We start from the raw sequence: 15044 nt of genomic DNA, 5'->3' as shown, positions 1-15044 counted from the left end.
TGGCGATAAGTGAAGTGAGTTCCGGAGGTTTCCTCCGGCTAAATCCAGGAGCAAAAGCTAATGGCATTAAATCTTCAAGACAAACAAGCGATTGTTGCTGAAGTCAGCGAAGTGGCCAAAGGCGCGCTGTCTGCGGTTGTTGCGGATTCCCGTGGCGTGACCGTGGATAAAATGACTGAACTGCGTAAAGCAGGTCGTGAAGCCGGCGTTTATATGCGTGTTGTACGCAACACGTTGATTCGCCGCGCTGTTGAAGGGACTCCTTTCGAGTGCCTGAAAGACACGTTTGTCGGTCCGACCTTGATTGCATTCTCTACTGAACATCCAGGCGCTGCCGCCCGTTTATTCAAAGAGTTCGCGAAAGCGAATGCAAAATTCGAGGTTAAAGCTGCGGCCTTTGAAGGTGAGTTTATCTCTGCGGCTCAAATTGACCGCTTGGCAACGCTGCCTACTTACGACGAAGCAATCGCACGCCTGATGGCAACCATGAAAGAAGCCTCTGCAGGCAAACTGGTTCGCACTCTGGCTGCACTGCGCGATCAGAAAGAAGCGGCTTAACCGCCTTTCTTTTCCCGACGTTATGCTTGCGTATAAACTATTTCTGAATTTTAGGAACACTTGTTATGTCTATCACTAAAGAACAAATCCTTGAAGGCGTTGCAGCTCTGACTGTAATGGAAATCGTTGAACTGATCTCCGCCATGGAAGAAAAATTCGGCGTTTCCGCCGCCGCCGCCGTAGCTGTTGCTGCCGGCCCGGCTGAAGCCGTTGAAGAAAAAACCGAGTTCGACGTTGTGCTGAAAGCTATCGGCGCTAACAAAGTTGCCGTTATCAAGGCAGTACGTGGCGCAACCGGTCTGGGCCTGAAAGAAGCCAAAGACCTGGTTGAATCCGCTCCGGCCGCTCTGAAAGAAGGTATCAGCAAAGATGACGCCGAAACTCTGAAGAAAGCACTGGAAGAAGCTGGCGCTGAAGTTGAAGTTAAATAAGCCATCTTTCCAGGTTGCAGCCTGATTTATCAGGCTGATGGCTGGTGACTTTTTAGTCACCAGCCTTTTTGCTCTGTAGGGCATCAATGGGGTTTCACACTATTCAGCCATTGATTCACCCCAATATCTTTTTCTATTGACGACTTAATATACTGCTTCCCTGTCTGGGTTCCCTGCCCGAGCAAGAGCAATGAAATGGTTTAAGAGTAATAGAAAGAGGTATTACGGAAAGGTCTCCATTTCCGACAAAACGTAAATAGTGTTGCATGACCTGTCCTTGTCAGGACGGACAGAGTAGTTCGACTTTTCAGCGAGCTGAGGAACCCTATGGTTTACTCCTATACCGAGAAAAAACGCATTCGTAAGGATTTTGGCAAGCGTCCGCAGGTGCTTGACATACCTTATCTCCTTTCTATCCAGCTTGACTCGTTCCAGAAGTTCATCGAGCAAGATCCGGAAGGTCAGTACGGTCTGGAAGCAGCATTCCGTTCTGTTTTCCCCATACAAAGCTATAGCGGCAATTCAGAGCTGCAATACGTTAGCTATCGCCTGGGCGAGCCGGTATTTGACGTTAAAGAGTGTCAAATCCGTGGCGTGACTTTTTCCGCGCCGCTGCGCGTCAAATTGCGCCTGGTGATTTACGAGCGTGAAGCGCCTGAAGGCACCGTTAAAGACATCAAAGAGCAAGAAGTCTACATGGGCGAAATTCCGCTCATGACCGACAACGGCACCTTTGTGATCAACGGTACTGAGCGTGTTATCGTTTCTCAGCTGCACCGCAGTCCGGGCGTATTCTTCGACAGCGACAAGGGTAAAACCCACTCTTCAGGTAAGGTGCTGTATAACGCACGTATTATTCCTTACCGTGGTTCCTGGCTGGATTTCGAATTCGATCCGAAAGATAACCTGTTCGTCCGTATCGACCGCCGCCGCAAACTGCCGGCGACCATTATCCTGCGCGCGCTGGGTTACTCCACCGAACAGATTCTGGATTTGTTCTTCGACAAGATTGTCTATGAAATCAATGGCAATAAGTTGCAGATGGATCTGGTTCCTGAACGCCTGCGCGGTGAAACGGCCTCTTTCGACATTGAAGCGGAAGGCAAGGTTTACGTTGAAAAAGGCCGCCGCATCACTGCCCGTCATATCCGCCAGTTGGAGAAAGACGGCATTGAGCGTATCGAAGTGCCGGTTGAATATATCGTCGGTAAAGTGCTGTCCAAAGATTATATCGATGAGAGCACCGGCGAACTGATTGGCGCGGCGAATATGGAGCTGTCGCTGGATCTGCTGGCGAAGCTTAGCCAGTCCGGCCACAAACGGATTGAAACCCTGTTCACCAACGATCTGGATCACGGTCCGTATATATCGGAAACCGTGCGTGTCGATCCGTCAAGCGATCGCCTGAGCGCGCTGGTGGAGATTTACCGCATGATGCGTCCCGGCGAGCCGCCGACGCGTGAAGCCGCGGAAACGCTGTTCGAGAACCTGTTCTTCTCCGAAGATCGCTATGACCTGTCCGCGGTCGGTCGGATGAAGTTCAACCGTTCCCTGCTGCGCGACGAGATCGAAGGTTCCGGTATCCTGAGCAAAGAAGACATCATCGAAGTGATGAAGAAGCTCATCGATATCCGTAACGGCAAGGGCGAAGTGGATGATATCGACCACCTCGGCAACCGTCGTATCCGTTCCGTCGGCGAAATGGCGGAAAACCAGTTCCGCGTCGGTCTGGTGCGCGTAGAGCGTGCGGTGAAAGAGCGTCTTTCCCTGGGCGACCTCGACACCCTGATGCCGCAGGATATGATCAACGCCAAGCCGATTTCGGCGGCGGTGAAAGAGTTCTTCGGTTCCAGCCAGCTGTCGCAGTTTATGGACCAGAACAACCCGCTGTCCGAGATTACGCACAAACGTCGTATCTCCGCACTGGGCCCGGGCGGTCTGACCCGCGAGCGCGCCGGCTTTGAAGTTCGAGACGTACACCCGACCCACTATGGTCGCGTATGTCCTATCGAAACGCCGGAAGGTCCGAACATCGGTCTGATCAACTCCCTGTCCGTGTACGCGCAGACCAACGAGTATGGCTTCCTGGAAACCCCGTATCGCCGCGTGCGCGACAATGTGGTAACCGATGAAATCCATTACCTGTCGGCAATTGAGGAAGGCAACTTCGTTATCGCCCAGGCGAACACCAACCTGGACGAAGAAGGCCACTTCATCGATGAGCTGGTAACCTGCCGTAACAAAGGCGAGTCCAGCCTGTTCAGCCGCGATCAGGTCGAATATATGGACGTATCCACCCAGCAGGTGGTATCCGTCGGGGCGTCGCTGATTCCCTTCCTGGAACACGATGACGCCAACCGCGCCTTGATGGGTGCGAACATGCAACGTCAGGCCGTTCCGACCCTGCGCGCCGACAAGCCGCTGGTGGGTACCGGCATGGAGCGTGCGGTTGCGGTCGACTCCGGGGTTACCGCGGTCGCGAAACGCGGCGGCACCGTGCAGTATGTCGATGCGTCGCGTATCGTGATCCGCGTTAACGACGACGAGATGTATCCGGGCGAAGCCGGGATCGACATCTACAACCTGACCAAATACACCCGTTCCAACCAGAACACCTGCATCAGCCAGATGCCGTGCGTGTCGCTGGGCGAACCGGTTGAGCGCGGCGACGTGCTGGCAGACGGCCCGTCCACCGATCTGGGTGAACTGGCGCTGGGTCAGAACATGCGCGTGGCGTTCATGCCGTGGAACGGTTACAACTTCGAAGACTCCATCCTCGTCTCCGAGCGCGTGGTGCAGGAAGACCGTTTCACCACCATCCACATTCAGGAACTGGCCTGCGTGTCGCGCGACACCAAGCTGGGGCCTGAAGAGATCACCGCGGATATCCCGAACGTGGGCGAAGCGGCGCTATCCAAACTGGATGAGTCCGGCATCGTTTATATCGGTGCGGAAGTGACCGGCGGCGATATTCTGGTAGGCAAGGTCACGCCGAAAGGCGAAACCCAGCTGACCCCGGAAGAGAAGCTGTTGCGCGCCATCTTCGGCGAGAAGGCCTCCGACGTTAAGGACTCCTCGCTGCGGGTGCCGAACGGCGTTTCCGGTACGGTTATCGACGTACAGGTCTTTACCCGCGACGGCGTGGAAAAAGACAAACGCGCGCTGGAAATCGAAGAGATGCAGCTCAAGCAGGCCAAGAAAGACCTGACCGAAGAGCTGCAAATCCTGGAAGCCGGTCTGTTTGCCCGTATCCATGCGGTGCTGGTTTCCGGCGGCGTGGAAGCGGACAAACTGGACAAACTGCCGCGCGAGCGCTGGCTGGAACTGGGTCTGACTGATGAAGAGAAACAGAATCAGCTGGAACAGTTGGCCGAACAGTACGACGAACTGAAGCACGAGTTTGAGAAAAAACTCGAAGCCAAGCGCCGTAAAATCACCCAGGGCGACGATCTGGCGCCGGGCGTGCTGAAAATCGTCAAGGTGTATCTGGCCGTTAAGCGTCAGATTCAACCGGGCGACAAGATGGCCGGCCGTCACGGGAACAAGGGCGTTATCTCCAAGATCAACCCGATCGAAGATATGCCTTACGATGAGAACGGCGTGCCGGTCGACATCGTGCTGAACCCGCTGGGCGTACCGTCGCGTATGAACATCGGTCAGATTCTGGAAACCCACCTGGGTATGGCGGCGAAAGGCATCGGCGACAAGATCAACGCCATGCTGAAGCGGCACGAAGAAGTGACCAAGCTGCGCGAGTTCATCCAGAAAGCGTACGATCTGGGCGACGATGTGCGTCAGAAGGTTGACCTGAGCACTTTCTCCGACGAAGAAGTTCTGCGTCTGGCTGAGAACCTGAAGAAGGGCATGCCGATTGCAACGCCGGTATTCGACGGTGCAAAAGAGAAAGAGATCAAGGAACTGCTGCAGATGGGCGGTATCCCGACCTCCGGTCAGATCACGTTGTTTGACGGCCGTACCGGCGAGCAGTTTGAGCGCCAGGTTACCGTCGGCTATATGTATATGCTGAAGTTGAACCACTTGGTCGACGACAAGATGCACGCCCGTTCCACCGGTTCTTACAGCCTGGTCACTCAGCAGCCGCTGGGTGGTAAGGCGCAGTTCGGTGGTCAGCGCTTCGGTGAGATGGAAGTGTGGGCGCTGGAAGCTTACGGCGCAGCCTATACCCTGCAGGAAATGCTGACGGTTAAATCCGATGACGTGAACGGCCGTACCAAGATGTATAAAAACATCGTGGATGGCAATCATCAGATGGAACCGGGCATGCCGGAATCCTTCAACGTACTGTTGAAAGAAATCCGCTCGCTGGGTATCAACATCGAGCTGGAAGAAGAGTAATTCCAGCCCGTTGTATCGCTGGCATTCGTCATAGGGGCACCTGAACTTTGTTTTTTAACAACAGGGTTTAGGTGTCTAGCAGGTCTAACTCCGACAGGAGCCAATCCGTGAAAGACTTATTAAAGTTTCTGAAAGCGCAAACTAAAACCGAAGAGTTTGATGCGATCAAAATTGCTCTGGCCTCGCCAGACATGATCCGTTCGTGGTCTTTTGGTGAAGTTAAAAAGCCAGAAACCATTAACTACCGTACGTTCAAACCGGAACGCGACGGCCTTTTTTGCGCCCGTATCTTTGGGCCGGTAAAAGACTACGAGTGCTTGTGCGGTAAGTATAAGCGCTTGAAACACCGTGGTGTTATCTGTGAGAAATGCGGCGTTGAAGTGACCCAGACCAAAGTACGCCGCGAGCGTATGGGCCACATCGAGCTGGCGTCTCCCACCGCGCATATCTGGTTCCTGAAATCGCTGCCGTCGCGCATCGGTCTGCTGCTGGACATGCCGCTGCGCGATATCGAACGCGTGCTGTACTTCGAATCTTACGTGGTGGTCGAAGGCGGCATGACCAATCTGGAACGTCGTCAGATCCTGACCGAAGAGCAGTATCTGGACGCGCTGGAAGAGTTCGGCGACGAATTCGACGCCAAAATGGGCGCCGAAGCGGTTCAGGCCCTGTTGAAAAACATGGACCTGGAACAGGAGTGCGAACAGCTGCGCGAAGAGTTGAATGAAACCAACTCCGAAACCAAGCGCAAGAAGCTGACCAAGCGTATCAAGCTGCTGGAAGCGTTCGTACAGTCCGGCAACAAGCCGGAGTGGATGATCCTCACCGTGCTGCCGGTACTGCCGCCGGATCTGCGTCCGCTGGTGCCGCTGGACGGCGGTCGTTTTGCGACCTCCGACCTGAACGATCTTTATCGTCGCGTCATCAACCGTAACAACCGTTTGAAACGCCTGCTGGATCTGGCCGCGCCCGACATCATCGTACGTAACGAAAAACGTATGCTGCAGGAAGCGGTCGACGCCCTGCTGGATAACGGTCGTCGCGGTCGTGCGATCACCGGTTCCAACAAGCGTCCGCTGAAATCGCTGGCCGATATGATCAAAGGTAAGCAGGGTCGTTTCCGTCAGAACCTGCTGGGTAAACGCGTCGACTACTCCGGTCGTTCGGTTATCACCGTTGGTCCGTACCTTAGGTTGCATCAATGCGGTCTGCCGAAGAAAATGGCGCTGGAGCTGTTCAAACCCTTTATCTACGGCAAGCTGGAGCTGCGTGGCCTGGCCACCACCATCAAAGCCGCCAAGAAGATGGTTGAACGCGAAGAGGCCGTGGTATGGGATATCCTGGACGAAGTGATTCGCGAACACCCGGTGCTGCTGAACCGTGCGCCGACGCTGCACCGTTTGGGTATCCAGGCGTTCGAACCGGTACTGATCGAAGGTAAGGCGATTCAGCTGCACCCGCTGGTCTGCGCCGCCTATAACGCCGACTTCGACGGCGACCAGATGGCCGTTCACGTACCGCTGACGCTGGAAGCCCAGCTGGAAGCGCGTGCGCTGATGATGTCCACCAACAACATTCTGTCGCCGGCGAACGGCGAGCCCATCATCGTACCTTCGCAGGACGTGGTGTTGGGTCTGTATTACATGACCCGCGACTGCGTCAACGCCAAAGGCGAAGGCATGGTGCTGACCGGGCCGAAAGAAGCGGAGCGCGTCTACCGCGCCGGTCTGGCCTCGCTGCATGCGCGCGTCAAAGTGCGTATTACGGAAGAGATCAAAAGCATCGAAGGCGACGTTACGCATCAGACCAGCATTATCGATACCACCGTCGGTCGGGCGATTCTGTGGATGATCGTACCGAAAGGTTTGCCGTACTCGATCGTTAACCAGCCGCTGGGCAAAAAAGCCATCTCCAAAATGCTCAACACCTGTTATCGCATTTTGGGCCTGAAGCCGACGGTTATCTTCGCCGACCAGATCATGTATACCGGTTTTGCCTACGCGGCGCGCTCCGGCGCCTCCGTCGGTATCGACGACATGGTTATCCCGGAGAAAAAAGCCGGGATCATCGAAGAAGCCGAAACCGAAGTGGCCGAGATTCAGGAGCAGTTTCAATCCGGTCTGGTTACCGCCGGCGAACGCTACAACAAGGTTATCGATATCTGGGCCGCGGCCAACGAACGCGTCGCCAAGGCGATGATGGAAAACCTGTCGGTTGAAGACGTGGTTAACCGTGACGGCGTGGTTGAGCAGCAGGTTTCCTTCAACAGCATCTTTATGATGGCCGACTCCGGCGCGCGTGGTTCCGCGGCGCAGATTCGTCAGCTGGCGGGGATGCGTGGCCTGATGGCGAAGCCGGACGGTTCCATTATCGAAACGCCGATCACCGCGAACTTCCGTGAGGGTCTGAACGTACTCCAGTACTTCATCTCCACGCACGGTGCGCGTAAAGGTCTGGCGGATACCGCGCTGAAAACCGCGAACTCCGGTTATCTGACCCGTCGTCTGGTTGACGTGGCGCAGGATTTGGTGGTCACCGAGGACGATTGCGGTACCCACGAAGGCATCATGATGACGCCGGTTATCGAGGGCGGCGACGTTAAAGAGCCGCTGCGTGAGCGCGTTCTGGGCCGTGTAACGGCTGAAGACGTTATCAAGCCGGGTACGGCGGATATTCTGGTGCCGCGCAACACCCTGCTCAACGAGCAATGGTGTGACCTGCTGGAAGAAAACTCCGTCGATGCGGTGAAAGTCCGCTCCGTCGTAAGTTGTGAAACCGACTTCGGCGTGTGCGCCAAGTGCTACGGTCGCGACCTGGCGCGCGGTCACCTGATTAACAAAGGTGAAGCCATCGGGGTTATCGCCGCGCAGTCTATCGGCGAACCGGGCACCCAGCTGACCATGCGTACCTTCCACATCGGTGGTGCGGCATCGCGTGCGGCGGCCGAGTCCAGCATTCAGGTGAAAAACAAAGGTAGCCTGAAACTGAACAACGCCAAGTTCGTGGTCAACAGCAACGATAAGCTGGTGATTACCTCGCGTAACACCGAGCTGAAGCTGATCGACGAATTCGGCCGTACCAAAGAGAGCTATAAAGTGCCTTACGGTGCGGTGATGGCGAAAGGCGACGGCGCCGAAGTCAACGGCGGCGAAACCGTAGCCAACTGGGATCCGCACACCATGCCGGTTATCACCGAAGTGGGCGGTAACATTCGCTTCACGGACATGGTTGACGGCCAGACGATCACCCGTCAGACCGACGAACTGACCGGTTTGTCCTCCATCGTGGTTCTGGACAGCGCGGAGCGTACCGGTAGCGGTAAAGATCTGCGTCCGGCGCTGAAAATCGTCGATGACAAAGGCGAAGACGTATTGATCCCGGGCACCGATATGCCTGCTCAATACTTCCTGCCGGGTAAAGCGATTGTGCAGCTGGAAGATGGCGTGAAGATCAGCGCGGGCGACACCCTGGCGCGTATTCCGCAGGAATCCGGCGGTACCAAGGATATTACCGGTGGTCTGCCGCGCGTTGCCGACCTGTTTGAAGCCCGTCGTCCGAAAGAGCCGGCGATTCTGGCTGAGATCAGCGGCATCATCTCCTTCGGTAAGGAAACCAAAGGCAAGCGTCGTCTGGTGATTTCTCCGCTGGATGGCAGCGACGCCTACGAAGAGATGATTCCGAAATGGCGTCAGCTCAACGTGTTTGAAGGTGAACGCGTAGAACGCGGCGACGTGGTTTCCGACGGTCCGGAATCCCCGCACGATATCCTGCGTTTGCGTGGCGTACATGCGGTAACGCGTTACATCACCAACGAAGTTCAGGAAGTTTACCGTCTGCAGGGCGTTAAGATTAACGATAAACACATCGAAGTTATCGTTCGTCAGATGTTGCGTAAAGGCACCATCGTCAGCGCCGGCGGCACGGAGTTCCTGGAAGGCGAGCAGGCGGAAATGTCTCGCGTCAAGATTGCCAACCGTCAGTTGGAAGCGGATGGCAAGATCCCGGCAACCTACAGCCGCGATCTGCTGGGTATTACCAAGGCATCTCTGGCGACCGAGTCCTTCATTTCCGCGGCATCGTTCCAGGAAACCACCCGCGTGCTTACTGAAGCGGCGGTGGCCGGTAAACGTGATGAACTGCGCGGGCTGAAAGAGAACGTTATCGTAGGTCGTTTGATCCCGGCGGGTACCGGTTATGCGTACCACCAGGATCGTATGCGTCGCCGTCAGGCAGGCGAGGCGCCGGTCGCGCCTCAGGTGAGTGCTGATGAAGCCTCCGCCAACCTGGCCGAACTGCTTAACGCCGGCTTCGGTAACAGCGACGACGAGTAATATCGTCGTCAAGCACCGTATACAACCGCCCCTCCGGGGCGGTTAAGTCGCTGAAAGCCCCGGCCGTCAAAGCCGGGGTTTTTTTATGGCGTGCCATTCTTGGCCGCCCTTCTTGCGGGCCGTCGTCGCGGCGACGTCAAAAACTTATGTAGGGGCGCCCTGACGGGCCACCGTAAACGGCGTTAAAAAACGCTCCCGGCGTTTTTTTCTCTCGGAAGATTTTTGTTATATCAGACAGCGAGACTGACATGGATTCCTCGACAACTTCAATACCAACACCGGCGGCTAAGGATGCCGCGCCCGTTGCGCCCGGACGCGCCAGAAGAGCGGCATGGGGCAGTTTTATCGGCGCGGTGGTGGATTGGTATGACTTTTTGCTCTACGGCATTGTTGCCGCGTTGGTGTTTAATATTGAGTTTTTCCCGCAGATAAGCCCGACCATGGGTACGCTGGCGGCGTTTGGTACTTTTGGCGTGGGTTTCTTGTTCCGACCGCTGGGCGGTATCGTGTTCGGCCATTATGGCGACAAGCTGGGCCGCAAACGCATGCTGATGATCACCGTCTGGACGATGGGGCTGTCGACCGCGCTGATTGGCCTGTTGCCCACTTTTGACAGCATTGGCTGGTGGGCGCCGGTACTGCTGGTGACGCTGCGCGCCATCCAGGGGTTCGCGGTCGGGGGGGAATGGGGCGGCGCCGCTTTGCTGGCGGTGGAGAACGCGCCTAAAAAGAAAAAAGCCTTCTACAGCAGCGGCGTGCAGGTGGGATACGGCGTGGGGCTATTGCTGGCGACGGGGTCGATTTCACTGGTCAGTCACCATACCACGGATGCCGATTTTATCAGCTGGGGCTGGCGGCTGCCGTTTTTATTCAGCGTGGTGCTGGTTGCCATCGCCTGGTGGATCCGCTCCGGGATGGAAGAATCGCTGGAGTTCGAGGCCAACAAGAAGTTACGGGAAAGAACGCAAAAAATCCGCTCGTTTCCGATCGTTGAAGCGCTGCGCAAGCATCCCAAGGCATTTTTGCTGATTATCGCCCTGCGGCTGGGGGAACTGTTGACGATGTATATCGTCACGGCGTTCGCGCTCAACTACTCCACCGCCAATCTGGGGATGTCGCGGGAGTTCTTTCTGCATATCAGCCTGCTGGTGGGCGGGATAAGCTGCCTGTCCATTCCTCTCTTCGCCCGTCTGGCCGACAGTTTCGGCCGGCGGCGGATTTACGTCACCGGCGCGCTGATCGGCGCCGCCAGCGCCTTTCCCTTCTTTATGGCGCTGGAAGCGCACGCCAGCCTGTGGATCCTGTTTTTTGCCATCATGCTGGCCAACGTGGCGCACGATATGATCGTCAGCGTACAGCAGCCTATGTTTACCGAACTGTTCGGCACCGCGTATCGCTATAGCGGCGCGGGGGTGGGCTATCAGGTGGCTAGCGTGGTCGGCGGCGGTTTCACCCCGTTTATCGCGGTACTGCTGGTGGAGTTTTTGGGCGGTTCCTGGCACGGCGTGGCGACTTACCTCGCCGTGGGTTGCCTGTTGTCGGCGATTGTCGGGATGCGCATGAAGCCGCAAACGCTGGACTGAGTGTAGCAAAGCCGATGCCGGTGGTGGACGCCGGTATCGGCCTAATGGGCGCGTTTTCTCAGCGGAAACGGTCGATATCTTCACGCTTAAGCCCGATATCTTTTAACCTTTCGTCACTCATTCTCCGTAACGCCTGCCGCGTTTTCTCTTTCAGCCGCCACGCTTGCCATTTCCGGTAGGGCAGAATAACCATTAACCGCCATAGTGATAGGCCGGACCAACGCTGCGAACCGTCTGCTTGATGTTTCATTTTTGCCCCCTTACCCGATTGCGAAGCACTATCATGCGAGGGAAGGCAGGTATAATACAGATGCAGAAAATGAATTTATTTAACATACAGATTGCGTAATATTGCATCTGAATGCTATTTTTTAGCGCAATCTGTACTGGTTATGATGGTATTCACCCCGGGAAATAATACTTATGACGCGTTACCAATATCTTGCTTCGCTGTTGGAACAACGGATAGAACAAGGCTTATACCAGGGCGGCGAACGTCTGCCGTCCGTCCGGGCGCTGAGTTCGGAGCACGGGGTGAGCATCAGCACCGTGCAGCAGGCTTATCATCTGCTGGAGGCGCGTCAGCTTATTATGCCGCAGCCGCGTTCGGGATATTTTGTCGCGCCGCGCAAGGCGACGCCGCCGATGCCCGGTCTGACCCGTCCGGCCCAGCGCCCGGTGGAGATCACCCAGTGGGAGTCGGTGCTGGAGCTGTTCAACAACGCGCCGGCGTGCAATACGTTCAATTTTGGCGGCGGCACGCCGGACATCAGCCAATCGACGATGAAGCCGCTGTGGAAAGCGCTGACCCGGCTCTGCCAGCATCAGGATCAGCGGGTGCTCAATTACGGCAATATACATGGCGCCCCGGAGCTGCGCGCGCAGGTGGCCCGTCTGGCGCTGGACAGCGGCTGCCAGCTTACCGAGGATGATATCGTGATTACCACCGGCTGCCAGGAAGCGCTGTTTACCGCGGTGCGGGCGGTATGCCAGCCGGGGGATATCGTGGCGCTGGAGTCCCCCACCTTTCCCGGCACGCTGCAAATCCTGCGCGGTTTGGGGATTAAGGTGATAGAGATCCCAACCTGCGCGATCACCGGGATCAGCCTGGACGCGCTGAAGCTGGCGCTGGAACAGTGGCCGATCAAGGCGCTGCTGCTGGTGCCGACCTGCAACAACCCGCTGGGGTTCTGCATGCCCGACGAGGAAAAACAGGCGCTGGTCACGCTGGCCCAGCAGTTTGATCTGGCGATTATTGAAGACGATGCCTACGGCGAACTGGTTTACGACTATCCCCGCGCCAGAACCATCAAGTCTTTCGATGAGGACGGCCGGGTATTGCTGTGCAGCTCTTTTTCCAAAACGCTGGCGCCGGGGTTGCGCGTTGGCTGGATAGCGCCGGGGCGTTATCTGGAGCGGGTGATTCATACCAAATACATCAGCACCGGCTATACGGTGACGCATACGCAGCTGGCGGTGGCCGAATTTATCCGCCTGGGCCATTATCAGCCCCATCTGCGGCGTATGCGGATGCAATATAAATATAATCGTGACGACTTTACCTGCTGGATCCGCCACTATTTTCCCTGTGGGATCTGCGTCAGCCGTCCGCAGGGCGGGTTCCTGATGTGGATTGAACTGCCGGAATCTTTTGACTCGCTGCGGCTCAACCGCGAGGTGCGCAAGGCCGGCATCCAGATTGCCGCCGGATCGCTGTTTTCCGCCTCGGGGAAATACCGCAACTGCCTGCGGCTGAATTACGCCTTGCCGTTCACCGACGAAACGGGCACCGGGCTGCGCATCCTGGGAGAAACGGTCAGCCGGATGATGGCCGACCATTAATCGCCGCCTCAGGTAAGGGTCGATGCGGTTTTATGGCGCGCTCCTGCCCAAATAGCCGTCCCAGTCCTTCCATACCGGCTGCAATCCGGCTTGCCTGATCACCTGGGCGACCTCTTCCGGCCGGCGGGCGTCGTGCGGCGCGAACTGTTCCAGTTCGGGGTGGTCGTCGGCATAGCCGCCCGGCTGGGTTTTGGAAAAGGCGCTGACGTTGTTTATCGCGATGGGAACCGCATGATCGCGGAAGAACGGCGACTCGCGGGTGGAGAGCGACAGCTCGATATCCGGCGACAGCAGGCGGAAGGCGCAGATCACCTGCATCAGTTGGGCTTCATCCATCAGCGAGGCGGGCTGGATGCCTCCCGCGCAGGGACGCAGGCGGGGGAAGGAGACGGAATAGCGGCTCTGCCAGTAGGTTTGCTGCAGGTGCAGCAGGTGTTCCGCCACCATATAGCAGTCGGTTCGCCAACTGTCGGACAGACCGATAAGCGCCCCCAGTCCGATCTTGTCGATCCCCGCGCGGCCAAGACGATCCGGCGTCGCCAGCCGCCAATGGAAGTCCTGCTTCTGCCCGCGCAGATGGTGCTGCCGGTAGGTCGCCGGATGATAGGTTTCCTGATACACCATCACCCCGTCCAGCCCCAGGGTTTTCAGTTCCGCGTACTCTTCCTGCGCCAATGGCTGCACCTCGATCATCAGCGCGCTGAAGTGCGGGCGAATCAGCGGGAAGACGCGGCGAAAGTAGTCCATGCCCACTTTGCGCTGATGCTCTCCGGTCACCAGCAGCAGGCTATCGAAGCCCAGCTCCTTGATCGCGGCGCATTCGCGCAGGATTTCCGCGTCGTCCAGCGTCTTGCGCTTGATGTGGTTGCTCATGGAGAAACCGCAGTAGGTACAGTCGTTGGAACACAGGTTGGACAGGTATAAGGGAACGTAGAAGCCGACCGTATTGCCGAAGCGCTGGCGGGTGAGCTGCTGCGCCCGCTGCGCCAGCGGTTCCAGATAAGGGGCGGCGGCGGGGGAGATCAGCGCCATAAAGTCTTCGCGGTCCGGGCGGGCGGCGCCGAGCGCGCGCTCCACGTCGCGTGAGGTTTTGCTATTGATCCTCAGGGTGAGGTCGTCCCAGTCGAGCCGCTGCCAGACGGTTTGAAAGTCGTTTTCCATCAGGCGGCTCCTTGCGTTTGCTGGCGCAGGAAGCCGGTCAGCGGGCTGGTGGCGCTGGCGATGTACTGTTTATTGCCCAGTCCGGCCTGCTGCGCCAGCGCTCCGGCTTCAATGGCGATCCTGAAGGCCTGCGCCATTTTGACCGGATCGCGGGCGACGGCGATGGCGGTATTGACCAGCACCGCGTCGGCCCCCATCTCCAGCGCTTCCGCGGCGTGGCTGGGGGCGCCGATCCCCGCGTCGACGACTACGGGAACGCGGGCCTGTTCAATAATGATGCGCAGAAAATCACGGGTTTGCAGCCCCTGGTTGGAGCCAATCGGCGCGCCCAGCGGCATGACGGCGGCGCAGCCCGCTTCCTCCAGCCGTTTACACAGCACCGGGTCGGCGCCGCAGTAGGGCAGTACGACAAATCCCTCTTTCACCAGTTGCTCGGCGGCCTTCAGCGTTTCAATCGGGTCGGGGAGCAGGTATTTCATATCGGGGTGAATTTCCAGTTTCACCCAGTGAGTGCCCAGCGCTTCACGCGCCAGATGCGCGGCGAACACCGCCTCATCGGCCGTTTTGGCCCCGGAGGTATTCGGCAGCAGCCTGATGCCAAGCTGGCGCAGCGGAGCGAGAATGGCGTCGCTGCCGGCTTTCAGGTCAACGCGTTTCATCGCCATGGTGACCAGCTGCGAGCCGGAGGCGCGTAGTGCGTCCAGCATAATTTCGGGGGTGGCGAATTTTCCGGTGCCGCTCAGCAGCCGGGATGTAAAAGTGGTATCGGCAATGTGCAGCAT

At 57.3% G+C, this 15044-nt stretch carries 9 protein-coding genes; 6 read left to right on the top strand and 3 right to left on the bottom strand.

The features are described 5' to 3' along the window. The first annotated feature begins 60 nt into the window (after window positions 1-60). From rplJ to shiA, 5 genes are all read left to right on the top strand, one after another. On the top strand, window positions 61-558 hold the full coding sequence (rplJ, locus tag EH206_RS21180; RefSeq protein WP_009114817.1) for a 50S ribosomal protein L10: 498 nt from the start codon (window positions 61-63) through the stop codon (window positions 556-558). Between the two features lie 65 nt (window positions 559-623). After that, the gene (gene rplL / locus EH206_RS21175) at window positions 624-989 is read left to right on the top strand and encodes a 50S ribosomal protein L7/L12 (protein WP_009114816.1); all 366 of its coding nucleotides are present in this window, start codon (window positions 624-626) and stop codon (window positions 987-989) included. Window positions 990-1316: 327 nt separating this feature from the next. Continuing rightward, entirely contained in the window at window positions 1317-5345 is a 4029-nt protein-coding gene (gene rpoB, locus EH206_RS21170) for a DNA-directed RNA polymerase subunit beta (protein ID WP_009114815.1), read from the top strand. A 107-nt stretch (window positions 5346-5452) separates the two neighbouring features. Next, a complete protein-coding gene (gene rpoC, locus EH206_RS21165; protein ID WP_009114814.1) occupies window positions 5453-9676 on the top strand; it encodes a DNA-directed RNA polymerase subunit beta' in 4224 nt (1407 codons plus the stop codon). A gap of 248 nt (window positions 9677-9924) precedes the next feature. Then, a complete protein-coding gene (gene shiA, locus EH206_RS21160) occupies window positions 9925-11259 on the top strand; it encodes a shikimate transporter (RefSeq protein WP_009114813.1) in 1335 nt (444 codons plus the stop codon). A 58-nt stretch (window positions 11260-11317) separates the two neighbouring features. On the opposite strand, the gene EH206_RS21155 is transcribed toward shiA, so the two are convergent. Next, window positions 11318-11452: a DUF1127 domain-containing protein gene (locus tag EH206_RS21155; RefSeq protein ID WP_232216617.1), complete on the bottom strand. Its 135-nt coding sequence runs from the start codon at window positions 11450-11452 to the stop codon at window positions 11318-11320. 230 nt (window positions 11453-11682) lie between these two features. Here EH206_RS21155 and EH206_RS21150 point away from each other — a divergent pair, with 230 nt between their 5' ends. Next, window positions 11683-13101: an aminotransferase-like domain-containing protein gene (locus tag EH206_RS21150; protein ID WP_009114811.1), complete on the top strand. Its 1419-nt coding sequence runs from the start codon at window positions 11683-11685 to the stop codon at window positions 13099-13101. 30 nt (window positions 13102-13131) lie between these two features. Here the strand turns inward: EH206_RS21150 and thiH are convergent, their stop codons facing one another. Together thiH and EH206_RS21140 are read right to left on the bottom strand one after the other, a co-directional pair. Further along, complete coding sequence (thiH, locus tag EH206_RS21145; RefSeq protein ID WP_009114810.1) at window positions 13132-14262, bottom strand: 2-iminoacetate synthase ThiH; 1131 nt, start codon at window positions 14260-14262, stop codon at window positions 13132-13134. Continuing rightward, entirely contained in the window at window positions 14262-15044 is a 783-nt protein-coding gene (locus tag EH206_RS21140; protein ID WP_009114809.1) for a thiazole synthase, read from the bottom strand. Before EH206_RS21140 ends, thiH begins: the two co-directional genes overlap by 1 nt.

The organism is Brenneria nigrifluens DSM 30175 = ATCC 13028, assembly GCF_005484965.1.
GTDB classification, from domain to species: Bacteria; Pseudomonadota; Gammaproteobacteria; order Enterobacterales; family Enterobacteriaceae; genus Brenneria; species Brenneria nigrifluens.
Note: the sequence above shows the minus strand (reverse complement) of the source record. Positions and strands in the feature narration are given on the sequence as shown.